The organism is Hymenobacter coccineus (assembly GCF_001816125.1).
Taxonomy (GTDB): Bacteria; Bacteroidota; Bacteroidia; order Cytophagales; family Hymenobacteraceae; genus Hymenobacter; species Hymenobacter coccineus.
This window is the reverse complement of record NZ_MDZA01000244.1, coordinates 18,708-42,230: the sequence shown is the minus strand read 5'-3', so window position 1 is coordinate 42,230 and position 23,523 is coordinate 18,708. Positions and strand designations below refer to the sequence as shown.

The window sequence follows — 23,523 nt, the reverse complement described above, 5'->3', positions numbered from 1 at the left end:
GGGTGCGGCTGCCCGCCGCCCGCCGAGGCCCGGCCGCCGACCGGGGGCCGGGGCCCCGTTGGCCGGATGAATTCTGGCGTTCACCGAGGAGCACTTCCTAATAAAATCTTTACAAGCAACTGTTGCGAATGAATTCGTTCAGTGCATTATAAATAGTATTTAACCAATAATTTTATATCTGCCCTAGTACGCCACGGCTGGCTGGTGGGGCCCCTGACCGTGCTGGCCTGGGCCAACTGGGAGCCCCCCAGCCTGCACAGCTTCACCGCACCCATTGCCCTGGTGGCCTAGCAGGTGCCACACCTGCCCACGGGCCCCGCGGCCGGAGCCCTGCGCGCGCGCCTGGCGGCCCAGCCCAGCGTATCGGCCTGCGCCCTAAATGCCGGCACGGGCACGGTATCGTTCGTGTACCACCCCGATCGGGCCACGGCCCGGCCTGCGCCCGGTGCCGGCCGGCTACGTGCTGGCCCTGGAGCGCCTGCGCTTCACCCTCAACCTGCGCCGCTTTTTTGTGGCGGTGTAGGGCCCCTGGCTCGTTTCCGATTTCCTTTTTTCACCCATTTTTTATCACTTATTTTTCGATGAACACCTTTACTTTCATACTCACCGTGCTGTTATCCAGCAACATATTGCTAAACGCCGCGTGCAGCAAAATCAACGACCCCGCGCTTACCCCCGCGCCCGCCCCCACTTTGTACGCCCGCTTGGGCAGCGTTGGTGGCGTGTCGAAGGTCGTGGACTCGTTCCTGGCCAATGTGATTGCCGAAACCCAGACCAGCAACACGTCGCTCAAGCGCACCTTCGACCCCCTGCTTAGCTCGGGCAACGCCCAGCGCGTAACGCTGCTGCGCGACAACCTGATTGACCAGATCGGGCAGGCCACCGGGGGGGCCCTGGTATACAAGGGCCTCACCATGACGGCCGCCCACAAAGGCATGGCCACCACCACCCAGGAGTTTGGCGTGTTCGGCGTGGCCTTCACCAAGGCCCTGACCGACAACGGCGTGAAAGACCCGGAGAAGACCGAGCTGCTCACCATCATCACCACCCTGCAAAGCCAGGTGGTGGGCCAATAGGGCCCCCACCGGCCACGCAAAAGCCCCCGCCCGGATGTACCGGGCGGGGGCTTTTGCGTGGGGTGCTGACTGCGGAGAAGGACTAGTTCACCGTTAGGTTAGCCCGGATTTCACCGCCTTTGTTGGTCGCCGTGTGTAGGTTAGCGTACACTCCATTGCTAAGCAATGCCTTATCCTGATCTGGGGTAAGCTGTTTAGTACCGGTGATGGGCGATATGAAGCCATTACCGGCAGCATTGTTGAAGGGGAAGGGATAGAATACGTCGCCGTTTGCGCCCGGTGCCCCGGTGTGAAGATGTCCCATGATGGGCGTCAGGCCGGAGAACGTGACGGTGTACGTCAGTACCATCGCCGTTTTATCGTAGGTACCGGTGATGGTACCCGTGGCCGCGGATGCCACAACGGGCACTTCTTGGCTGCCGCTAAAGGTGCCCAGCGTGGGCTGCACCGGCGCATTGTTGGTAGTGTCGTCTTTTTTGCAGGATGTGGCAGATACCAAGCCGGCTAGTAATAAGAGAGAAGCGAGGAAATTCTTCATAAATCGAGGAATTGAGGGCGGGAAAAAGTACAATGGATTCTTACGTTAATCCTCAACCAACCGGTTTGCATTAAGTTAAAAAGAAATTTCCCGCTGGGCCCCCGGGGCCCTAATCAACTTCCACCACCTCGGCCACCGGCAGCACGTCGCTGGTCACGAGGTCTTTTTCCAGGCGCAGGTTTTCGATGATGAACTGCTGGCGGTCGGGCGTATTCTTGCCCATGTAGTAGGTGAGCACCTGCTGGATGCTGCGGTCGGACTGCAGGATGACGGGCTCGAGCTTGATGTTGTCGCCGATGAACTTGCCGAACTCTTCGGGCGAAATCTCGCCCAAACCTTTAAAGCGGGTGATTTCGGGGTTTTTGCCCAGCTTGCGCATGGCGGCTTGCTTCTCGCCCTCGTTGTAGCAGTAGATGGTTTCCTTCTTGTTGCGCACCCGAAACAGCGGCGTTTCGAGGATGAACACGTGGCCGTTGCGCACGAGGTCGGGGAAGAACTGGAGGAAGAACGTGAGCAGCAGCAGCCGGATGTGCATGCCGTCCACGTCGGCGTCGGTGGCGACGACCACGCGGTTATAACGCAGGTTTTCAATGCCTTCCTCAATATTCAAGGCGTGCTGCAAGAGGTTGAATTCCTCGTTCTCGTACACGATTTTCTTCTTCAGGCCGTAGCAGTTCAGCGGCTTGCCGCGCAGGCTGAACACGGCCTCCAGCTCCACGTTGCGGCTCTTTGTGATGCTGCCCGAGGCCGAGTCGCCCTCGGTGATGAAGAGCGTGGTGAGCAGCTCCTTTTCGGCGCCGTCCTTGGCGTTTTCGCCCAGGTGGAAGCGGCAGTCGCGCAGCTTGCGGTTGTGCAGGTTGGCCTTTTTGGCGCGCTGGTTGGCCAGCTTCTTCACGCCGGCCATGTCCGTGCGTTCCCGCTCGCTCTGCTCGATGCGCTTTTTGAGGGCTTCGGCGGTGGCGGGGTTCTTGTGTAGGAAGTTGTCCAGTTCCTCCTTCACGAAGTCCAGCACGAAGCCGCGCACCGTGGGGCCCTCGTCGCCCATGTTCAAAGAGCCGAGCTTGGTTTTGGTCTGGCTCTCGAACACGGGTTCCTGCACGCGCACCGAAACGGCGGCGATGATGGAGGCCCGGATGTCGGAGGCTTCGTACTTCTTGTTCTTGTTGGTTTTGGCGTAAAACTCCTGCACGGTTTTCACCACGGCCTCGCGGAAGGCGGCCAGGTGGGTGCCGCCCTGGGTGGTGTACTGCCCGTTCACGAAGGAGTAATATTCCTCGCCGTAGTCGTTGCCGTGGCTCATGGCCAGCTCAATATCGGGGCCCTTGAGGTGGATGATGGGGTAGCGCAGGTGCTCCACGTCGGCCTTGCGGCCGAGCAGGTCGCGCAGGCCGTTTTCGGAGAAGTACTTTTGGCCGTTGTAGTTGATGATGAGGCCCGCGTTGAGGTACACGTAGTTCCACATCTGGTTTTCCAAGTACTCCGGGATGAAGCGGTAGTTCTTGAAAATCGTGTCGTCGGGCTGGAAGGTCACCAGCGTGCCGTTGCGCTGCGGCGTTTTCTGGGGCTTGGGGTCCTGCACAAGGCGGCCCTGGGCAAACTCGGCCGACTTCAGCAGCCCTTCGCGCACGCTTTGCACCAGGAAGTAGCCGCTGAGGGCGTTCACGGCCTTGGTGCCCACGCCGTTCAGGCCCACCGACTTCTGGAACACCTTGGAGTCGTACTTGCCGCCGGTGTTGATTTTGCTCACCACATCCACCACTTTGCCCAAGGGGATGCCGCGGCCGTAGTCGCGCACTTGCACCCGCTGCTCCGATATTTTGATGTCGATGGTACGGCCGTGGCCCATCACGTGCTCGTCGATGCAGTTGTCGATGACCTCCTTCACCAGCACGTAGATGCCGTCGTCGTAGGCCGAGCCGTCGCCGAGCTTGCCGATGTACATGCCGGGCCGCAGGCGGATGTGCTCGCGCCAGTCGAGCGAGCGGATGCTGTCTTCGGTGTAGCCGTGGGCGGGGGCCGCGGGGGTGAGTTCGTCGCTCGTCATAAAAAATCCGTAGGAGGCAATTGCCAGGTAAAATAACGCACAAAACCCCGGCCGGCCGCCGGGGGCCCTGCCAGGCAGCTTAGCCGCCACCGCCAACCTGGTTAGCCAATTCACAACCCCGCCCGGGGGCCCCAGGTTCGCGGGGGCCCCGGCCTCACCCCTACTTCCCCCCCCCCTGCTATGCAACCCACCCGTACTGCTTCGGGCGCGCCACGCAACATGCCGCCGCCCAACAACCTCAACGCCCCCCGCAACCTGCCTTCGCCCATGCAGCACCACGCCCCGGCCGAGGTGAAGCAGTCGGGGGTTGTGCACTACACGTTCGTGCTCATCGGGCTTTCGCTGCTGGTGTACGTGCTGCACAAGCTCGACGGCATCTTGCTGCCCATCCTGTTCGCGGCGCTGCTCGCGGTGCTGCTGCTGCCGCTGGTGCTGCGCTTCGAGCGCTGGAAGCTGCCGCGGGTGTGGGCCATCATCTTCACGCTGCTCCTCGTCATTGCCGCGCTGGTGGGCATGTTCTATTTGTTCGGCTCGCAAATTGTGAGCCTGCGCGACGAGTTGCCCAAGCTGCAAGAACGGGGCGTGCAGTACTTCGACCAGATTCAGCAATGGGCCAGCCACAAGTTTGGCTACCAGCCCATCAGTAAAGACGAGCTGATTGACTCCGGTATGGAGTCGTTCAAGTCGTCGGCCGGCGGCTACCTAGGCTCCACGCTCAGCACCACGGCCGGCGTGCTGAGCGTGACGACGCTGGTACCGATTTACATTTTCTGCTTCCTGTACTACCGCGACCACATGCGGCAGTTCCTGTTCCGCTTCGTAAGCCCCGACAAGCGCACCAACGTGCTGCACACCATGGACAACATCCAGGTGGTGGTGCAGGCCTACATCCAGGGCCTGCTCACGGTGATTGTAATTGTGTCGGTGCTGAACTCCATCGGCCTGCTGGTGCTGGGGGTGAAGTTCGCCGTGTTCTTCGCCATTTTCGCCTCGGTGCTGGCCATCATCCCCTACATCGGCATTCTGGTGGGTTCGGCCATCCCGGCCCTGGTTACGCTCGTCGACACGGGCTCGCCCACCAAAGCGCTGGGCGTTGTGGGGGTGTTCGTGTTCGTGCAGTTTCTGGAGGGCAACTTCATCACGCCGATGGTGACGGGCTCGAAGGTGAGCATCAACCCGATGGCGGCCATCATCGTCCTCATTCTGGGCGGCGAGCTGTGGGGCACGCCGGGCATGATCCTCAGCATTCCGCTGGTGGCCGTGCTAAAGGTGGTGTTCGACGCCAACAAAAGCACGGAGCCGTGGGGCTTTTTGCTGGGCGACGTGAGCGACGGCACCGAACTGAAGTCGGCTAAGTCGGCAGCCAAAGAAGGCTTTTTTATGCGCACCTGGCACAAATTACGGCCCGGCTAGGGCCCCCGGGCGCAACCCCGCGCCGGGGGCCCCGTAAACGCCTGCACAAGCCCAGTGCTTCTTTTCCACTCCCACTTTCAATTTGATATTATCATGGCTAGTACCCTCACCGACACCACCGCCCGCGCCCTCACCGACCTGCTGAACCTGAACCGCACGTCGACCAAAGGCTACCAAGAAGCCGCCGAAGAAGTAAAGAGCGCCGACCTGAAATCGCAGCTCAGCCAGTTTTCGCAGCAGCGCGCTGGCTTCGCGTCCGACCTGGAGCGCTACGCCCAGCAGTACGGCATCGACGCCGCCGATTCTAATACCGTGGAGAGCGTGGCCACCGATGCCGCCGCTGCCGTGCACCGCGGTTGGATCAACATCAAATCGGCCTTCACCGGCCAGGACGACTCGGCTGTGCTCGAAGCCGCCGCTACCGGCGAAGCCACGGCCCTGAAAAGCTACGAAACCGCCCTGGCCGCCCAGGACCTGCCCGCCGACGTAAAAAGCGTGCTCCAGCAGCAGCACAGCAAAGTGCAGGAAGCCAAAACCTGGCTTTCGGCCCACACCACGAATAACTAAGCCGATGCGGCCCTTGCGGCCGCTTACCGCTTGAGTAATTGCTAAAAAGAGCGGCCCCCGGGCCGCTCTTTTTTTTTGTGGGCCCCGGCTGGGGCGGCTTGCAACCTTCCGGGCCGCTAAATTTGTTAGCCCAATCTCCTGCCCGCCCTTTTCCGCTGCCCTTTGTACGCCATTGTCGATTTAGAAACCACCGGCGGCCAGCCGGCCCAGGACCGCATCACCGAGATTGCCGTGTACATCCACGACGGCGAAAAAATCATCGACGAGTACGCCACCCTGCTCAACCCCGGGCGCAGCATTCCGCCGTTCATCACCCAGCTCACGGGCATCACCAACGACATGGTGCGCGACGCGCCCAAGTTCCACGAGGTGGCGCGCAAGGTGGTCGAGATTACCGAGGGCTGCGTGTTCGTGGCCCACAACGTGCGGTTCGACTACTCGTTTTTGAAGAAGGAATTTGCCGACCTCGGCTACAACTACCAGCGCAAAACGCTGTGCACCGTGCGACTCTCGCGCAGCCTCATTCCGGGCCAGCCCAGCTACAGCCTGGGCAAGCTGTGCCAGAACATCGGCATCCCGCTGAACGGCCGCCACCGCGCCGCCGGCGACGCCCACGCCACGGCCCTGCTCTTCGGCCGCCTGCTCGGCATCACCCAGGAAAGCGAGGCTGGGGCCCCGGGGGCCCCCACCGCCGACACGCTGGCCCAGGTAGATGCGCTGGCACCCGCCGGCCGCCGGCCCGAGGGCGCGGGGGCCCCACCAAGGCCCCGGCGGCCAAGCGCGTGGCCGCCGTGCAGTTGGCCATCAAAACTGCCCTGCTGCCGCCGCTCGTCAGCCCCGAAATGGTGGCCGCGCTGCCCCAGGCCACCGGCGTGTACTACTTCCACAACGAGGCGGGCGAGGTGATTTACGTGGGCAAGAGCATCAACATCTACAAGCGCATCCAGCAGCACTTTGCCGTGGATGTAAAGTCGCGCAAGAGCCTGGAATTCAAGAATTCCATCGCCGACATCACCTGGGAACTGACCGGCTCGGAGCTGGTGGCGCTGCTGTATGAGTCACACCTCATCAAGCAGCTCAAGCCGGCTTACAACCGGGCCCAGCGGCGCTCGGTGTTTCCGGCGGGCATCTATTTGCGCGTGGATGAGCAGGGCTACAAGCGCCTGCTCTACGGCCGCGCCGACGCCCGCAACGCCGAGATTCCCATCATTGCGCTTGGCAACCAGTACAAGGCCCAGGGCTTTCTGTACCACAAGGTGGCTAAGTACAACCTGTGCCAGAAGCTGTGCGGCCTCTACAAAACGCCGGGCGCGTGCTTCGACTACCAGGTGCACCGCTGCCTGGGGGCCTGCGTGGGCCAGGAAGCGCCCGAAGCCTACAACGCCCGCGTGGACGAGGCCATCGACAGCATTACCTACGAGCACCAGTCGTTCGTGGTGATTGGCGCGGGCCGCACCGAGCTGGAAAAGACCGTCGTGCTGGTCGAAAACGGCCGCTACCTAGGCTTTGCCTACGTGGACGAAACCTTCACGGCCCGCAAAATCGGGGACTTCCGCGACGTCATCAAGTCGTACACCGACAACAAGGACACGCAGCAGATCATCCGCCAGTACCTGCGCACCAAGCACAAGGGCGAGAAGGTAAAGGTGTTTTCGTGAACGACCCGGCAATCAGGGCCCTGCTCTACCCGCAGCTGACGGACGGCGTGTACGTGGACGAGCTGCCCACCGGCAGCACCCGCGCCGACGTGGTGCACATCACGCCCGATTTCATGCACGGCTACGAGGTGAAGGGCGACCGCGACACTTTGCAGCGCGTGCCCAACCAGTTGCGCTGCTACGCCGCGGCCTACGATTTCGTCACGTTCGTGGTGACGGCCAAGCACCTGCCCAAGCTGCTGCCGCTGCTGCCCGCGTGGGTGGGCATCCTGGTGGCCGCCGAGGACGGCCTGCGCCCGCACCGCCCGGCCGCCTACAACGCCACCGTGGAACGGGCCCCCATCGCCGCCCTGCTCCTGCTCGAAGAGGTGAAGCAGTTCCTGCTGGCCCTGGGCCTGACGGGCGTGAGCACGCTGCGGAGCCGCGACGTGGCCCACCTGCTGCGCACCAACAACCGCATCCCGCTGGCGCGCCTGGCCCAGTACGTGCGCGAGCGGCTGATGGCCCGCTTGCCCCAGCGCCTGCTGGCCCGCGCCGAGCGCAAAGTGGAGCGCGACCGGCTGGCGGCCATCCGGCAGCGACGACTCAAGCGCAAAGCAAAACCGGGCACTAAACCCGTTAAAAAAGCCAAGCCCGCGGGCGGCAAGCAGGCGCCCGCCAAATGATGCGGGGGCCCCATGGGCGACGGGGGGCGCCCGGGTGGGGTACTGCTATAGCAAAAACGCGAATTATAATTTGCAGCACCAAACCTGAGCCTTAGTTGCACCAAATCGCTAGATTATAGCTTATTCATCTTGAGTAATTTATAAGCTCAACCTTGCTGTAGTTTCGAGGCAAAAGGTTACTGCAACCTTGGCTATGCAGTTCAGTATTAATAAGTCAGTCAGCCGCGCGAAGGGCTTCTTTAGGAGTTGGGCGGACGCAAGTACCCTTGGGAAATGCTTGGCGCGGCAGTAGCTGTCTTCTTTCCTTTCCAGAGATTTTTTATGTTAGCAATGGAATACCGGGGCCCCAAGCGGGTCCGCGCCGTGCAAAAACCCATGCCGGAAATCAAGCATCCCCAGGATGCCATCGTGCGCGTGCTGCGCGCCTGCATCTGCGGCTCCGACCTGCACCTCTACAACGGCAACATCCCCGATACCCGCGTGGGCTCCACCTTTGGCCACGAGTTTGTGGGCGAAATCGTGGAAATTGGGGCCGACGTGACCAAGGTGAAGGTGGGCGACCGGGTGATTGTGCCGTTTAATATTGCCTGCGGCGAGTGCCACTTCTGCCGGCAGGGCATGTTTGGCAACTGCCAAGAGTCCAACACCGAATCGACGGCTGTGGGCGCCATTTTTGGCTACTCGCACACGGCCGGCGGCTTCAACGGCGGGCAGGCCGAGTACGCCCGCGTGCCCTACGCCAACGTGGGCCCGGTCATCATCCCGGACGATATGGACCTCGACGACGCCGTGCTGCTCACCGACGTGGTGCCCACGGGCTACCAGGGCGCCGAAATGGCGGGCATTCAGACCGGCGATACGGTGGTGGTGTTCGGGGCCGGCCCCATTGGCATCATGGCCGCGCGCTGCGCCTGGCTGTTCGGCGCGGGCCGGGTCATCATCATCGACAAAGAGGAGTACCGCCTCGAATTTGCCCGCAATTACTCGTACTGCGAGGCCTACAATTTCGAGGAAATCGGCGACCCGGTGGTGTTCATCAAGAAAATTACCGACTGGCTGGGTGCCGATTGCGTGATTGACGCCGTAGGAGCCGAAGCCGCCGGCAACGCCCTGCAAACCATTACCGGCCGCAAGCTGCTGCTACAGGCCGGCTCGGCCACGGCCCTGCATTGGGCCATCAACTCGGTGAAGAAAGGCGGCATCGTGTCGATTGTGGGCGTGTACGGCCCGACCGATAACTTGATACCCATCGGCAACGCCATGAACAAGGGCCTGACCATCCGGGGCAACCAGACGTCGGTGAAGCGCCTGCTGCCGCGCCTGATTGAGCACGTGCAGAATGGCATCATTAACCCCAAGGGGCTGATCACGCACCGCATGCCGTTGGAAGAAGTGGCCGACGGCTACCGCATGTTCTCCGACAAGCTGGACAACTGCATCAAGACCGTGCTCATGCCCCCTACCGCCAACCAGTAACCTTGCCTTCCCATGAAAGATAACACCGTAAATACCCCCGTCGACCCGAAGCAGATCAAGGGCTGGGGCATCGATGCCGACCCCAAGAACGACCCCACCTACCCCATGCGCGACCGCATGAACGTGGGCGAGGACCCCAAAAGCGACGAGCGTCCCTACTTACAGCCCGTGAACGAAGAGGTGCTGAAGTCGATTGAGCGGCCCAATGTGTCGGCCGTATTTGGCACGCCGGAGCCGCCCCGCGGCTTGAGCGGAATAATCCGCCGCCAGGCTTATAAATACAGTGAGAATCAGTATAAGCACTGGCTGCCCATGATTCTAGCCGACCGGGTAGACATGATAGAGGGTGTGTTGGCTGACCTCACGCACGGCCACGTGCCCAACATTTTCGCGGAGCGCGGCGCCAAAATGGATTGGAAATACAACCGCTCGGGGTTCATTACCCGGCTGGCTACCATTTCCTTGCTGACGGCCGGCGCCATTGTGTTATTCAGCTCCAAAGGCAAGAATAAGCGCTCCAAGAAGCGCCGGCGCTACCAAGCCTAAGCACTCGTGCGGCGACGCAACGTAAAAAGCCCGCCCGGTTACTGTACCGGGCGGGCTTTTTGCGGCCCAGGGCCTAGGGTAGCTAGCCGTTGCGGGGCCCCGCGCGGGCTACTGCACAGCCTTCAGGTCGGGGCCCAGCAGGTCCTCCCAGCGGTAGTAGTGGAAGGTTTTGTTGTCGGACATGGCCACGAACAGGCCGTAGGGAAACTGCGGGTTCAGGGGCACGTTGGTCACGTCGGAACCGTCACTGAAGTGGGCGGCCACCCGCACGGCGCGCAGCTCGGGGTGGGCGTTGGGGTCGGCGGGGGTGCCCTGGCGGGGGAAGAAGCGGAACTGGCTGGCCCCCTGGTCCGACACCAGAAGGTAGCCCGTCCGGGGCCCCGTTTTGTAGATGGAGATGCCTTCGTGATCTTCGGTGAAGCCGGTTTGGGCGAACAGGGCCAGCTCGGCGTTGCCCCGGGCCGGGTCGGCGTAGTACTTGCGCACGCCCACGCCCTCGTCGGAATAGTAAATGAAGCCCAGCTCGTTATCGACGGCGATGGACTCGATTTCCTTCTTGCCGCTCCAGGCGCCGAACTGGCGCACGAGCGCCATTTTCAACTGGCCGGCGCCGTCGTCGGCCAGCTGGTACTGGGCCAGGTAGCCTGCTCGGGGCCCCGTTTTGCGGCCCACCACGGCAAATTGGGCCCCGTCGGTGGGGCGGGTGTAGATGGCCACGCCCATCGGCATGCGGTCGCCGGCCGCGTCGCCGGCGAACACGGCGAGGTTGCCGTGGTCGAGCGGCTGCATGTCGGGCAGGCAGAAGGCGCGCAGCAGGCTGGTTTCGCGCTCCGTTACGAGGGCAAAGTCGGTGGGGTGGCCACCCAGCAGCAGGCCGTAGCCGATGTCCACGTTGTTGGGGCGCTTGAGGCCGTGCACAGTTTTGCCCAGCACCTCTTTGCCTTGCAAATCAAACACGTACAGGCCCCCGTCGGAAGCCTTATCGGTGCCAACAACCAGGCTCTGGGCCGGGTCGGCGGGGTTCACCCAGATGGCGGGGTCATCAGTATCGTAGCGCACGGGGCTGGTGACGACCACCGGCTGCACCACGCCGCGGCCCGCGTTCAGGGCCCCCACCGGCGTGCCCAGCACGCCCGACACGGACTGGTGGCACTGGGTACCCAGCAGCGCCAAGGCGGCCAGCAAACCGGCCACGGCTGGGAAGCGAAAAGGAACGGAAACGGGCATCGGGGAAAGGATTGTAGAACGGAGTGGCACTCCGTTGCGGCCAGGTACCGGAACGGATTACCACTCCGTTTTACAGCGGGTGAGGCCCTCTACTGCTGGTTGCCGGTGCCGTCGGCTTGGTAGGCCCCGGCGTCGGAGCCCGGCGCGCTGACGGTGGGCGTGAACAGGCCCCCGATGCGGAGGCCACCCACGGCATTAACGGGCGAGAACGTGGTGAAGCCCCGGCCCAAAGCTGGCGAATTGGCCAGCAGGCGCAGGCCGCCGGGGCCCCGGAGGAAGTTGGTCCACTGCATGGCCGTGTTGGGGGCGGCCGTGGTACCGGCGGCAGTGGTAAGGTCGGCAGCCTGGAACTTGGGGTCGAGGGCCCCGGCGGCGCCGCGGGTATCGTTTGGCTGGTTGGTGGTGACGGAGCCAGCCGTGGCGGCGTTGAACTCGGCCACCTGGGAGGCGGTGCCGCCGTAGTAGTACTGGTTGTTGTACTTGATTTTGCTGAGGTCGGGCAGGTCGTCGGAGCGCATGCGCAGGCCGAAACGGCAGTTGACAATCAGGTTATTGTACACCACGCCGGCAGCCTGCACCTCGTAGTTGATGGAGCCGCCGCGGCCGGCCTTGGTTTGGCGATAGCCGCAGTTGAGGTAGGTATTGTTGTAAGTGTTCACGGTGGCCTGCACGGGCGCGGCGGCCACCGAGGCCACCTTCGAGCCGTTGGTGGCGCCGCCCACAAAGGTATTGTAGGCGATGTCGCCGAGGCAGCCGGCCTTCACGTTCACGCCCTCGCCGCCGGCCTTGCCCATCTTCTCGAAGCGGTTGCGCATCAGGCTGAACCGGCAGCTTTGCAGGCGCATGAAGTCGTCCACGGAACCGTGCAGGTAGCAGTCCTCCACCACCAACTGGGCGGTGGCTTTCTTGGCCAGCATCGAGATGCCGTACTTGGGGTCGCCGGCCGCGTAGCCGGTGGGCGCGTTGGCGCCGTAGGGCCCCCCAACGTAGCCAATTTCCGTCCAGCGCAGCACCAGCAGCGCCGCGCCGTCGGCGTTTATGCCGCCCCAATAGCCCTTGAAGGCCGGATCGGTGGCGGCGCTCACCACGGCGTTGGGGTCACCCTTGAGGTTATCGGCGATGGTCATCACCACCGGCGCCTCCTTGGTGCCCAGGCTCAGCAGCGCGCCGTTCACCACGAAGCCGGGGTTGTTGGTGGCCTGCCCGAACGTGCTAGTGGACTTGGGTTTACCAATCACCAGGATCTTCACGCCCGCCTGGATCAGCAGCGTGTCGCCGTCGTTCACGGTCACGTCGCCCACCATGTAGTACGGGGCCACCCGGCCCGCAATGATGCCCTTGATGGGGCTGCGCAGCGTGTCGCCGGTGAAGCTTTGGCCCACCGAAGTCACGGGCGCGGCCACGTAAATCACGCTCTCGCACGACGAAAACAGGGCCCCAGCGCCCAGCAGGCAAGCGGCAGCCGCGGCACGGAACAAGGGAGTAGAGAAGGGCATAGTCGGAATAGAATTCAAATTTGTAAGCGTACGAAAGGCCGTCATGCTGAGCGAAGTCGAAGCATCTCTACTGCTCCACTAATCTTGATTACTGCCGCAGTAGAGATGCTTCGGCTACGCTCAGCATGACGGCCTCCGGGGCCCCTAATTATCCGGGGACCCTCAGAGCCAGGGCCCCTACAGCCGGAAGCGCAGGCCGGCCAGGTAGTAGGCGCGGTAGGTTTGGTTGACGACGCTCACGCGGTCGGCGCGCTCCTGGTAGGGGTAGTTGGCCACGGCGGGGGTGCCGAGCAGCGCCGGGGCCCCGGGGGCCAGGATATCAACCTGGTAGGGCGTGTTCAGCAGGTTCTGCACCTTGATGTAGGCCGTCAGGCCGAAGCGCTTGTCGGACTTGGTCAGCCGTTTTTCGGCCGAAAAATCGAGCTGCGACTGGGCCCGCTGCCAGTAGTCGAGGCCCAGGAACTGGCCCACCTGCACGATGCGGGCCCCGGTGTACACGTAGGCCAGCTGCACATCGAAGCCGCTGCGCGGGTTTTTGTAGAGCAGCGAGGCGTTGGCCACGTGCTTCGACTGGCCTTGCAGGGGGCGTTTTTGGGCTACGCTGACGCGGGTGTCCTCGGCGGTGGCGCTGCGGCCCTTGTCGGTGGTGATGGCCGACTGAGTGAAGGTGTAGTTGGTGGACAGCCCGAAGTTGCCCAGGTACTTCACCCCCACCCACTCGAAGCCGAAGTTGGTGGCCGCGCCCGTGCCGGGATTGATGGGCTGGTACACCGTCACGGTGCTGCTGGGCAGCGTCACGAGGCCGTACTCAATTGGGTTTTTGATGTTTTTATAGAAGGCCCCCAGCATCACCTGGTCGTTGCCGGCGCCGAAGAATTCGTAGCGCAGGTCCAGGTTTTGGGCCTGGGTGTGCAGCAGGTAGGGGTTGCCGGCTTCGGCGTACACATTGCTCTCGCTCACGCTGCCCGCGTTGTTGTGAGGCGTCAGCTCAAAAAAGCTGGGCCGGCTGATGCTGGAGAAGTACGAGGCGCGCAGGTTCTGGCGCTCGTCGAGGGTGTAGCGCAGATGCAGGCTGGGCAGCACGTCGAGGTACTTCTGGCCGCCGCGGTTGGCCGCTTCGGAGGCGGGCAGGCTGGTGATGTACGACTGGTCGGTGTACTCGGTGCGCACGCCGCCCAGCACCTCCCAGTGCCCCCGCACGAAGCGCGCCTGGCCGTAGGTGGCCGTTACTTTCTCGGCCGCCGTGTAGTTGTTGTTGCCCACGTAAATGCCCAGCGGGTTGAACACCGAGTAGGCTTCCGAGTTGATGTCCTGCTCGTTCGTAGCTGGCTGGCCCGAGGGCCGCAGCGAGTACGCCAGGTAGTGGTTGGTGCGGTCCTTGTCGCGGTACAGGGCCCCAGCCGAAAGGTCCAGGCCTTCCAGGAAAGTGTACTTCAGGTTCAGGTAAGCAGCCTTGTCCTGGTCGGTATTGTCGAGCCAGGTGCGGGTGGCATTCTGGTAGTAGTTGCCCGAAGCCGTCAGTTTCAGGTCCTGCTCCACCACGTCGGGCACGTTGTTGGTGGCCCGCGAATACACCAGCGACCAGGTGGCGGCCAGGCGCGGGGCCAGCTGGTGCTCGCCCTGCAAGGTGGCGTTGGCGATGCCCTGGCGCTGGTAGCGGTTGCGCAGCAGGCGGTCCACGTCGGGGCGGGCGGTGCCCTTGTAGGTGGTGTCGGTTTCGGCGCGGGCCTGGGCTTCATCGAGTTGCAGGTACACGCCGTAGAAGCGCAGCGTGTTGCGTGCGTTGAGGCGGTAGTCGAGCTTGGCGTTCAGGCCCAGGCGCTGCTGGGCCGTGGAGTACTGCTGCACGTGCAGCGTGCGCAGGGCGGGCTGGTTGTCCTGGGTGATGCCCGTTTCGTAGAAGTAGCCGTTCGAGCCCCGCGTTTGGGCCTGGTACGAGCCGGCCAGCAGCACGCCCAGGCGCTGCTCCTTGCCGTAGCGGCTGCCGAAGGTGAGGTTGCCGAGCAGGTTGGGCCGCGCGGTTTTGTGGGTGTAGTTCACCCACGGGAAGTCGGCGGGCGTGGCCTGGTAACCCGAGCCGTTGCGCTCGGCCGGCGACTTCATGTTCACCTGCCCGCGGTCGAAGCCCAGGAAGGAGCGGTCCGTAAACAGCTGGCCGTAGCCCGTGCCCAGCTGCCCGCTCAGGGTGCGCTCGGCGGGCGCGTCCTTCATCACCAGGTTCACCACCCCGCCAATGGCGTCACCTTCCATGCTGGGCGTCAGGGCCTTGGTCACTTCGAGGCGCTGGAGCAGCTCGGCCGGGAAAATATCGAGCGGCACGTAGCGGTTGTAGGGGTCGGGGCTGGGAATTTTGATGCCGTTGACCAGCGTGTAGTTGTAGCGCTTGTCCATGCCCCGCACGATGGCGTAGCGGCCGTCGCCGTTGGTGCTACGCTCCAACGTCACGCCCGACACGCGCTGCAACACGTTGGCCACCTGGATGTCGGGCGAGGTTTGGATGGCCTGGGCCGAGACAACGTTGACGATGCTGGGGGCCACCTGCTCGATGCGGCGGGCCGTTACCTCCCCTTCCGGGTCGCGGTGGCCCTGCACGGTCACCTCATCCAGGGCGTTGTTTTTGTCGCGCAGCCGCAGGTTCAGCACCTGGTCGGGCTGGGCCGAGGTAAGGGTAATGCGCTGGCTGACCGACTCGTAGGTAATGAGCTGGCCAATGAGCTCGTACTCGCCCGCCGCCACGTTGCGGATGGTGAAGGAGCCGTCGAGCTGGGCCTGGTCGCTGTGGCCGGTGCCGCGCAGGTACACCGTGGTGCCCACCAGCGGCTCGCCGGTGCGGGCGTCCGTCACGCGGCCTTTAATGGTGCCGCCCAGCACCGCCAGCGGCAGCGTGAGCAGGCAAATCAGCAGGGCGTAAAGTCGATTCATCAAGTGCGGGGAAGAGGGTAATTGAGTTGCCGGTGCAAAACTCTTTCTTCCTCACCCCCAGCGCCAAGAAGCCCGTGTTATCAAAAAGCTACCGCCGGGCCAGGCCCCCCAAAATGAATGACCAATCAGGCAACTAACCTATATAAAATATTACTAATCAAGGTAATTAATGATTAACCTACGACACACAAACTTCACATTACGCCCGTGCCTAGGCCACCGCCGCGCGGTGCCGCCGCTCCGGCCCAGCGCCGTGCTACAGTCCGGGCCCGGGCGCGCTGGGCCCCGGGGGCGCGCTGCGGGGGGCGTGCAAAAATGCCCTGCCGGCACACGGCCAGCAGGGCATTTTTGCCAACGGCAAGCCGTTGCTGAACCAGGAAAAAAAGCACTGGCCCGGGGCCTCACCTACTTGCGGCCGGCCAGAATCTCGTCCACCACCAGCGGTTCGAGTAGGGTCGTGACGTCGCCCAGGTTGGTAGTTTCGCCCTCGGCCACTTTGCGCAGGATGCGGCGCATGATTTTGCCGGAGCGGGTTTTGGGCAGGCCGCTCACGAGCTGGATTTTGTCGGGCTTGGCAATGCGGCCGATGGCGGCCACCACGGCCTCTATGATGCTGGCCTCGGCCATTTTCAGGTCGAGGTCGGTGGTGGGCACGCCGTGCTTGCAGATGACGTAGGCGTAGATGCCCTGGCCCTTCACGTCGTGCGGGTAGCCCACCACGGCGCTTTCCACCACGTAGTCGCTCTGGTTGATGGCGTTCTCAATTTCGGCCGTGCCGAAGCGGTGCCCGCTCACGTTTATCACGTCGTCGACGCGGCCGATGATGCGGAAAAGGCCTTTTTCGTCGCGCCGGGCCCCGTCGCCGGTGAAGTAGTAGCCCGGGTAGGGCGTAAAATAGGTTTGGCGGGCGCGCTCGTGGTCGCCCCAGGTGGTGCGGATCACGCCCGGCCAGCTGCCCTTGATGGCGAGGTAGCCCTCCTGGTCGTTGCCCTCAATTTCGGAGCCGTCCTGGTTGAGCAGCACGGGCTGCACGCCGGGAAGCGGCAGGCCGGCGCGGGCGGGCACGCTGGGCGTAATACCGGCCAGGGCCGAAATCATGATGCCGCCGGTTTCCGTCTGCCACCACGTGTCCACGATGGGGCAGCGGCCCTTGCCCACGTGCTGGTCGTACCAGTGCCAGGCCTCCTCGTTGATGGGCTCGCCCACCGAGCCCAGCACGCGCAGGCTGCTGAGCGAGTAGGCCAGCACGTGGTCGAGGGAGTGCGCCATGAGGCTGCGGATGGCCGTGGGCGCGGTATAGAAAATGCTGACGTGGTGCTTGTCAATCACTTCCCAGAAGCGGCCCGGCGACGGGAACGTGGGCACGCCCTCAAACAGCAGCGTGGTGCTGCCGGCCAGCAGGGGCCCGTACAGGCCGTAGGTGTGGCCCGTCACCCAGCCAATGTCGGCGGTGCACCAGTACACGTCATTTTCCTCCACCTGAAACACGTTGCGGAACGTGTAATCGGCCCACACCATGTAGCCGGCCTGGGTGTGCACCACGCCCTTGGGCTTGCCGGTGCTGCCGCTGGTGTAGAGGATGAAGAGGGGGTCTTCGGCGGCCATCTCTTCGGCCGGGCAGTCCTTTTCCACGTCCTGCACCTCGTCGTGGTACCACACGTCGCGCCCTTCCTGCCACTGCACGGGCCAGCCGGTGTGCTCCACCACGATGACGCGCCGCACGCTGGGGCAGGTTTCGAGGGCCTCGTCCACCACGCTCTTGACAGGGATTTGCTTGGCGCCGCGGTTCAGGCCGTCGGCGGTGAGCACGAAGGTGGCGTCGGCGTCGTTGATGCGGTCGGCAATGGCCGAGGCCGAGAAGCCGGCGAAGATGACCCCGTGCACCGCCCCGATGCGGGCGCAGGCCAGCACGGCAACGGCCAGCTGCGGAATCATGGGCATGTAGAGCACCACCCGGTCGCCTTGGCCACGCCGTTCTTTTTCAGCACGTTGGCAAACTGGCACACCTGCTCGTGCAGCTCGCGGTAGGTGAGGCGCGAGTGGCGGGTTTTGGGGTCGTTGGGCTCGAAGATGATGGCCAGCTTGTTGGCGCGCAGCTCAAGGTGGCGGTCGAGGCAGTTTTCGGTGAGGTTGAGGGTGGCCCCGTCGAACCAGCGGCTGTCGCCGGCCGGCGAAAACTCGCCGCTACGCACGGTGTCCCACTTCTTGCGCCAGGTGAAGGGCTCGGCCGCTTCGGCCCAAAAGGCGTCGGGGTCGTCGATGGATTGCTGGTAGTCGGCGTGGTATTCTTCGAGGGTGCGGATGCGGCTGTGCATGGGAACGGGTAAGAAGTGAGAATAACAAAAGAACGAATAAGCGGCACGGTACGCCGCCGGGGTCCCCAGCGCCGCACCCGGGGCCCCCGGGGCAGCAAGCTAGGCCGGCGGGCCGGTTAAGGCCGCTACGGCTGGCCAATCGGCGCCGCCCGTAGCGGCTTATAGCGACGGCTTGCCGGCCAGCAGCTCGCGCACTTTTTCCATCAGCTGGCGGGTGCTGAAGGGCTTGGGCACGTACAAATCGGCCCCCACGTCGTAGCCCTTCTGCACGTCGGCGTCGTGGCTTTTGGCTGAGAGGAACACAACTTTCGTGGCGGCGCGGTCGGGGCGCTGGCGCAACTGCTGGCACACTTGGTAGCCGTCCACGTCGGGCATCATCACGTCGAGCAGCACCAGGTCGAAAGGCGTTTCGGCGATGGCGGCCAGGGCCTCGGTGCCGTTGCGGGCAATGCCCACTTGGTAGCCGTTTTTGCGCATCAAGAATTCGAGCGACATGACGATGTTGGGCTCGTCGTCGACGATGAGGATGTGGGGCGTTTTCATAGCAAGCCGGGGGTGGGAAGCGGAAGGCGGGGAACGGAAAGTGGTGGGGCCGCCGGTGGGGCCCCGGGCTGGCCGGCCCCGCCCGCCGGCTCGGGGCCCCCACCAGCGGCAGCTCCACGAAGAAGCGGGCCCCGTGGGCCAGGGCGCTTTCGACCCAGATGCGGCCCTGGTGCAGCTCCACGATGCGGCGGGTGATGGCCAGGCCCAGGCCCGAGCCCTCGGGCTTGCGCAGGGCCTGGTGGCGGGCCTGGAAAAACTTGTCGAAGATGAGGTGATGCTCGGCTGGCGCGATGCCCTTGCCGTTGTCCTCCACGCACAGCAGCACGGCATCGGCCGCGGGCCAGGCCAGCACCGCAATGCGGCCCTGGCCGCTGGGCGGGCAGGCCTTCACGGCGTTCGAGAGCAGGTTGATGAGCACCTGCATCAGCCGGTCGCGGTCGGCGGGCAGGGCGGGCAGGTCGGCGGGAACGTCCACGCGCAGCTCGATGCCGCGGGCGCTGGCCAGGGGCCCCACGGCGGCCACGGCGTCGGCTACCACCGCGGCCAGCGCCAGGGGCGCGCGCTCCAGCGTGGCCTGGCCGCTCTCGTACTTCTCCAGGTCCAGCACCAGCGAAATGAGGCGGGTGAGGCGCTCGGCCTCGCGGCCGATGGTGAGCTGGAAGTTCTCACGCTCGGCCACGTCCAGGTCGGGGTTGTCGGCCAGGATTTCGGCCAGGGCCCTGATGCTGGTGAGCGGTGTGCGCAGCTCGTGCGTCACGGTGTAGAGGAACTCGTCCTTCTGCATATCCAGAATTTGCAGCTGGTCGTAGGCCTGGCGCAACTCGTCGGTGAGGCGCTGAAGCTGGCGGCTTTGCTTCTGGAGCTGGCGGTTGGCCTCCAGCAGCTGCTGGCTTTCCCGCAGGATGCCCACCACGTTGTCGTAACTAATTTCTTCGGCCCCCGCCACCGAAGCCAGCAGCAGCCGAGCCGAGGCCGGGCCCAGGGTGCCGGCCAGCAGCTTCTCGGCGTAGGTGAGCAGGCGCGGGTCGGCCGACACGAACGACTGGGCCCCGGGCGGCGGGCCCGAGCGCACGGGGCCTGGGTCGGGCGCGGGCAGCGCGTCGGGGAAGCGCACGGCGAAGGCGCCCAGGGCCTGGTTGGTGCGGCGCTTGCCCAGGAAGCCCAGCAGCAGGGCCCGCACGTCGGGCAGTGGGGTGCGGCCCTGCCAGCCGGCCACTTCCTCGGCCAGGCTGCGGCGGGCAAACACGTCCACGAACACGTCGGCCTGGCGCCGCTCCAGGGCCGTGGGGGCCCGGTACAGCGAGAGGCCCACGTAGAGCCCGATGTTGAAAAACCAGCTCCAAAACAGCCCGTGCGAGAGCGGGTCGAGCCCGTCGAGGCCGAACAGGGCTTCGGGCCGCAGCCAGGCCACGCCGCCCACGCCGGCGCTGAGCACACTGGCCGGCAGCCGCCCGGGGCCCACCAGCGTGGGCAGCACTAGCGTGAAAAACCACACCGCGAAGCCCGCCAGTAGCCCGCCGGTGGCCCCGCGCCGGGTGCCGCCCTTCCAGTACAGGGCCCCCAGCACGGAGGGCACGAACTGCGCCACGGCGGCAAACGACACGAGGCCGGTGTTCACCAGCGGCAGCTGGCGGCCCACCTCGGCGTAGTAGGCGTAGGCCAGCAGCAGCACCAGCACCACGGCCAGGCGGCGGCTTCGAGGGCCGCGCGGCCCAGGTAGGCAAACCAGCGGGCGGGACGGGCGGGGCCGGCGGCCGGCACGCGCACCAGCAGCGGCATCAGCAAGTGGTTGCTGATCATCACGCTCAGGGCAATGGTTTCGACGATGATCATGCCGCTGGCCGCCGACAGGCCCCCCAGGTAGGTGAGCAGCGCCAGCCACGGGTGGCCGGTGGCCAGCGGCAGGGCCAGCACGAAGGTGTCGGCGTCGAAACCACTCCCCCCCAGGCGCAGCATCCCGCCGAAGGCCACCGGCAGCACAAACAGGTTGATGACGATAAGGTAGAGCGGAAAGAGCCACATGGCCTTGCGCAGGTGGTCCTCGTCCACGTTTTCCACCACCGCCACCTGGAACTGGCGCGGCAGCAGCAGCACCGCCGACATGCCCAGCATTAGCAGCGTGCCCCACGCGGCGGGCCCTGTGCCAGCCCCGCGCAGCGTGAAGAGCTGCCGCAGCGCCGGCACCGCCGCCGCTTGGTCGAACACGTCGGCGAAGCCGTGGAACAGCCCGAACGTGACGAAGCCGCCCATCAGCAAAAAGGCGAGCAGCTTGACTAAGCTTTCCACGGCCACGGCCAGCACCATGCCCTCGTGGCGCTCCGTGGCCTCCACCGAGCGCACCCCGAACAGGATGGTGAACACCGCCAGGGCCCCCGTGGTGTAGAGGGCCGTGGTGGCCGCGCCCCCCACCCCGCTGCCCGTCAGCACCACGAACGAAGCGGCAATGCCCTTGATTTGCAGCGCGATGTAGGGCACCACGCCCAGCACGCACACCACCGTAACCAGGGCCCCCAGGGCGGCATTTTTGCCGTAGCGGGCCGAAATGAAATCGGCGATGGAAGTGAGGCGCTGCTGCCGGCACACGCGGATGATTTTGCGCAGCACCAGCCACCACACCGGTGCCAGCAGCGTGGGCCCCACGTAGATGCCCACGAAGCTGAGCCCCTGGTGCGCCGCCCGCCCCACCGAGCCGTAGTACGTCCAGGCCGTGCAGTACACGGCCATGCTAAGGGCGTACACGTAGGGGTTGGCCACCAAGCTTTTGCGCGCCGCCGACCGACGCTCCGCCGCGTAGGCCACCCCGAAGAGCAAGGCCAGGTAGCCGAACGAAAAGCCAATGACGAGCAGCTTGTTCAAGGAGTGAATCGGTGAAGGAGTGAGTTGTGAATCGGTAATTTTTTAGGTAAAAGCCGTCATGCTGAATGCAGCGCAGCGGAGTTGAAGCATCTCTACCGCGTCAGTGCTTCAATCGAATGGGTTGCTCAGCAGCAGAGATGCTTCGGCTGCGCGGACGCCAGATGAGCATGACGGCCTGGGGCCCATTCCTCAGCTCATTCACTCCTTCGCTCCTTCACCAAATCACTCATTCACCGCGCCGCCGCACCAAATAGCCCGTCAGGCCCACCACCAGCACCCACATCAGCAGCACGTAGAGGTAGAGCACGGGCACGCCGGCCACGCGGCCGGCGCGGTCGAACACGGCCAGCAGAGGGAAGTTGAGCAGCACACCGAACAGCACGGCCACGAACAGCAGGCGCTGGCCGCGGCGCTGCTCGGCCTGTTCGCCGGGGGGCAGTTGGGACATGGGGCGGGAACGAAGAACGGGCGAATTTGGGGCCCCGGGAAAACAAAAATCCGCCGGACACGGGGCCCGGCGGATGGTGTTGGCTAGCCAGGCAAACCAGGAATTACTTGTCCATCAGCTTCACGTCGCGGGTGTCCTTCATTAGGGCCATGCCTACGAAGAAGCAGATGAGGGCAATGACCACCGGGTACACGAGGCCGAGCAAGCTGCTGTGCTCTTTGGAGAACGTGCCGGCCGGCTGCTTGGCGGCCCACACGCCAATGGCCGTGGCAATGAGCGGCACGAAGCCCCCAAACACGCCGTTGCCGATGTGGTAGGGCACCGAGAGCGAGGTGTAGCGCACGCTGGTCGGGAACAGCTCGACGAGGTAGGCGGCGATGGGGCCGTACACCATCGTCACAAACAGCACCAAGATGAAGGTGAGCACCGTCATCATGAACACGTTGGGGGCCAGGGCTTTCATCACGGCTGGCACGGCCACGCCGGCGGCGTCTACGGTGGCGGGGGTGATTTCCGACAGGGGCCCGGCGTAGGCCTTGATGCCGTAGAAGAGCGGAATGGTGAACAGGGCCCCGCAGATCATGCCCGTCATGATGATGCGCTTGCGGCCGATGCGGTCGGAGAGCGAGCCGAAGTAGATGAACAGCGGCGTGGCCAGCACCATCGCCACCACCAGAATGGTGCTGGAGTCAATGATGTCGAGCTTCAGCGTGTTGTTCATGAACGAGTAGGCATGGAACTGCGAGGTGTAGAAAATTACGCCCTGGCCCATCGTCACGCCAAAGAGCGCAATCAGCACCAGGCGGCGGTTCACGGGGTTCACGAACGAGTCGCGCAGGGGGCTCTTGCTGGTGGTGCCGGTGGCCTTGGCCTTGGCAAACAGCGGCGACTCGTGCAGCTTCTTGCGGATGTAGTACGAGGCAATCACCAGGAAGCCCGAGAGCAGGAACGGCAGGCGCCAGCCCCACTCTTTGAAGGCCGCCTCGCCCATCGTTTTGCGGGTTATTACAATGATCAGAATGCTGAGGATGAGGCCCCCGGTGGCCGTAATCTGGATGAAGCTGGTGTAGTAGCCGCGCTTCTTGTCGGGGGCGTACTCGGCCACGTAGGTGGCCGCGCCGCCGTACTCGCCGCCCAGGGCCAGGCCCTGCAACAGGCGCAGAATTACGACGATAATGGGGGCCGCAACGCCGATGGTGTCGTAGCTCGGCACGAGGCCCGTCACGAACGTGGCCCCGCCCATAATCAGCAGCGTGACCAGAAAGGTGTACTTGCGCCCAATCATGTCGCCGAGCCGGCCGAAGAACATGGCCCCGAACGGCCGCACCACGAAGCCCGCCCCGAACACGGCCAGGGCCCCCAGCAGGGAATCCTCAATCTTGCCCGCGTGCCCAAACAGCACCGGCCCGATGATGGCGGCCAGCGACCCGAAGATGTAGAAGTCGTACCACTCGATGACCGTGCCCACCGACGAGGCCGTGATGACCTGCCAGATGGTTTTGGAATCGACCTGGTTGTTGTCGTGCGCGGCCGGCGCATCCAGGTCGGCCGCGTAGGCGGAGTTGGGGGTTGGGTTCATGCAAGGGAGGGTGGGAAATGGTGGCTGGTTGAATGGGGTTGCGCGGCTCTTGGGGCCCGACGGCTGGTGCTTGGGGATTGGTGCGTAGTGCTTGGGTCATAGGCTTCTAGAACGACCCAAGCACCACGCATCAACTCCCAAGCACCAGCGTCGG

Annotated in this window: 18 protein-coding genes and 2 pseudogenes; 9 read left to right on the top strand and 11 right to left on the bottom strand. The window is 64.3% G+C overall.

Annotated features, from left to right (window positions below):
- The first annotated feature begins 379 nt into the window (after nucleotides 1-379).
- Nucleotides 380-523 (top strand): hypothetical protein, encoded by a 144-nt coding sequence (locus BEN49_RS28035; RefSeq protein WP_158022917.1) that lies wholly within the window; start codon nucleotides 380-382, stop codon nucleotides 521-523.
- Between the two features lie 58 nt (nucleotides 524-581).
- Nucleotides 582-1,076 carry a globin domain-containing protein gene (locus BEN49_RS14310; RefSeq protein WP_070744481.1) on the top strand — a complete coding sequence of 165 codons (495 nt, stop codon included), beginning with the start codon at nucleotides 582-584 and terminating at the stop codon, nucleotides 1,074-1,076.
- 82 nt (nucleotides 1,077-1,158) lie between these two features.
- Here BEN49_RS14310 and BEN49_RS14305 read toward each other — a convergent pair whose 3' ends face one another.
- Nucleotides 1,159-1,614: a CHRD domain-containing protein gene (locus BEN49_RS14305; protein WP_070744479.1), complete on the bottom strand. Its 456-nt coding sequence runs from the start codon at nucleotides 1,612-1,614 to the stop codon at nucleotides 1,159-1,161.
- A 109-nt stretch (nucleotides 1,615-1,723) separates the two neighbouring features.
- Nucleotides 1,724-3,658: a DNA topoisomerase IV subunit B gene (locus BEN49_RS14300; protein ID WP_070744477.1), complete on the bottom strand. Its 1,935-nt coding sequence runs from the start codon at nucleotides 3,656-3,658 to the stop codon at nucleotides 1,724-1,726.
- A gap of 180 nt (nucleotides 3,659-3,838) precedes the next feature.
- Here BEN49_RS14300 and BEN49_RS14295 point away from each other — a divergent pair, with 180 nt between their 5' ends.
- The 7 genes from BEN49_RS14295 to BEN49_RS14265 all read left to right on the top strand — a co-directional run bounded on the left by BEN49_RS14295 (nucleotide 3,839) and on the right by BEN49_RS14265 (nucleotide 9,983).
- Entirely contained in the window at nucleotides 3,839-5,071 is a 1,233-nt protein-coding gene (locus BEN49_RS14295; protein WP_239691944.1) for an AI-2E family transporter, read from the top strand.
- Nucleotides 5,072-5,164: 93 nt separating this feature from the next.
- Entirely contained in the window at nucleotides 5,165-5,638 is a 474-nt protein-coding gene (locus tag BEN49_RS14290; RefSeq protein WP_070744474.1) for a PA2169 family four-helix-bundle protein, read from the top strand.
- Between the two features lie 162 nt (nucleotides 5,639-5,800).
- A complete protein-coding gene (locus tag BEN49_RS14285) occupies nucleotides 5,801-6,544 on the top strand; it encodes a 3'-5' exonuclease (protein WP_083326105.1) in 744 nt (247 codons plus the stop codon).
- Nucleotides 6,436-7,296 carry a GIY-YIG nuclease family protein gene (locus BEN49_RS14280; protein ID WP_239691943.1) on the top strand — a complete coding sequence of 287 codons (861 nt, stop codon included), beginning with the start codon at nucleotides 6,436-6,438 and terminating at the stop codon, nucleotides 7,294-7,296. The genes BEN49_RS14285 and BEN49_RS14280 overlap by 109 nt, the downstream gene beginning before the upstream one ends.
- Nucleotides 7,293-7,961 (top strand): sce7726 family protein, encoded by a 669-nt coding sequence (locus tag BEN49_RS14275; protein ID WP_070744469.1) that lies wholly within the window; start codon nucleotides 7,293-7,295, stop codon nucleotides 7,959-7,961. Before BEN49_RS14280 ends, BEN49_RS14275 begins: the two co-directional genes overlap by 4 nt.
- A gap of 321 nt (nucleotides 7,962-8,282) precedes the next feature.
- On the top strand, nucleotides 8,283-9,437 hold the full coding sequence (locus BEN49_RS14270) for a zinc-dependent alcohol dehydrogenase (protein ID WP_070744467.1): 1,155 nt from the start codon (nucleotides 8,283-8,285) through the stop codon (nucleotides 9,435-9,437).
- A gap of 12 nt (nucleotides 9,438-9,449) precedes the next feature.
- Nucleotides 9,450-9,983, top strand: coding sequence for a hypothetical protein (locus BEN49_RS14265; RefSeq protein WP_070744465.1), 534 nt, complete (start codon nucleotides 9,450-9,452; stop codon nucleotides 9,981-9,983).
- Nucleotides 9,984-10,091: 108 nt separating this feature from the next.
- Here the strand turns inward: BEN49_RS14265 and BEN49_RS14260 are convergent, their stop codons facing one another.
- From BEN49_RS14260 to BEN49_RS14220, 9 genes and pseudogenes are all read right to left on the bottom strand, one after another.
- Entirely contained in the window at nucleotides 10,092-11,210 is a 1,119-nt protein-coding gene (locus tag BEN49_RS14260) for a phytase (protein WP_083326104.1), read from the bottom strand.
- Between the two features lie 89 nt (nucleotides 11,211-11,299).
- Entirely contained in the window at nucleotides 11,300-12,706 is a 1,407-nt protein-coding gene (locus tag BEN49_RS14255; protein ID WP_125916873.1) for a hypothetical protein, read from the bottom strand.
- 177 nt (nucleotides 12,707-12,883) lie between these two features.
- Entirely contained in the window at nucleotides 12,884-15,628 is a 2,745-nt protein-coding gene (locus tag BEN49_RS14250) for a TonB-dependent receptor (protein WP_070744461.1), read from the bottom strand.
- A gap of 405 nt (nucleotides 15,629-16,033) precedes the next feature.
- Nucleotides 16,034-17,943: pseudogene (gene acs / locus BEN49_RS14245) on the bottom strand (acetate--CoA ligase).
- A 159-nt stretch (nucleotides 17,944-18,102) separates the two neighbouring features.
- Nucleotides 18,103-18,420: a response regulator transcription factor gene (locus tag BEN49_RS14240; RefSeq protein ID WP_317040457.1), complete on the bottom strand. Its 318-nt coding sequence runs from the start codon at nucleotides 18,418-18,420 to the stop codon at nucleotides 18,103-18,105.
- 229 nt (nucleotides 18,421-18,649) lie between these two features.
- Nucleotides 18,650-19,270: pseudogene (locus BEN49_RS29580) on the bottom strand (sensor histidine kinase); the annotation flags it as partial.
- An 830-nt stretch (nucleotides 19,271-20,100) separates the two neighbouring features.
- A complete protein-coding gene (locus BEN49_RS29575; RefSeq protein WP_070744450.1) occupies nucleotides 20,101-21,342 on the bottom strand; it encodes an SLC5/6 family protein in 1,242 nt (413 codons plus the stop codon).
- Nucleotides 21,343-21,568: 226 nt separating this feature from the next.
- Nucleotides 21,569-21,790 (bottom strand): hypothetical protein, encoded by a 222-nt coding sequence (locus BEN49_RS14225; RefSeq protein ID WP_070744448.1) that lies wholly within the window; start codon nucleotides 21,788-21,790, stop codon nucleotides 21,569-21,571.
- Nucleotides 21,791-21,893: 103 nt separating this feature from the next.
- The gene (locus BEN49_RS14220) at nucleotides 21,894-23,369 is read right to left on the bottom strand and encodes an MFS transporter (protein WP_083326103.1); all 1,476 of its coding nucleotides are present in this window, start codon (nucleotides 23,367-23,369) and stop codon (nucleotides 21,894-21,896) included.
- Between the last annotated feature and the right edge of the window lie 154 nt (nucleotides 23,370-23,523).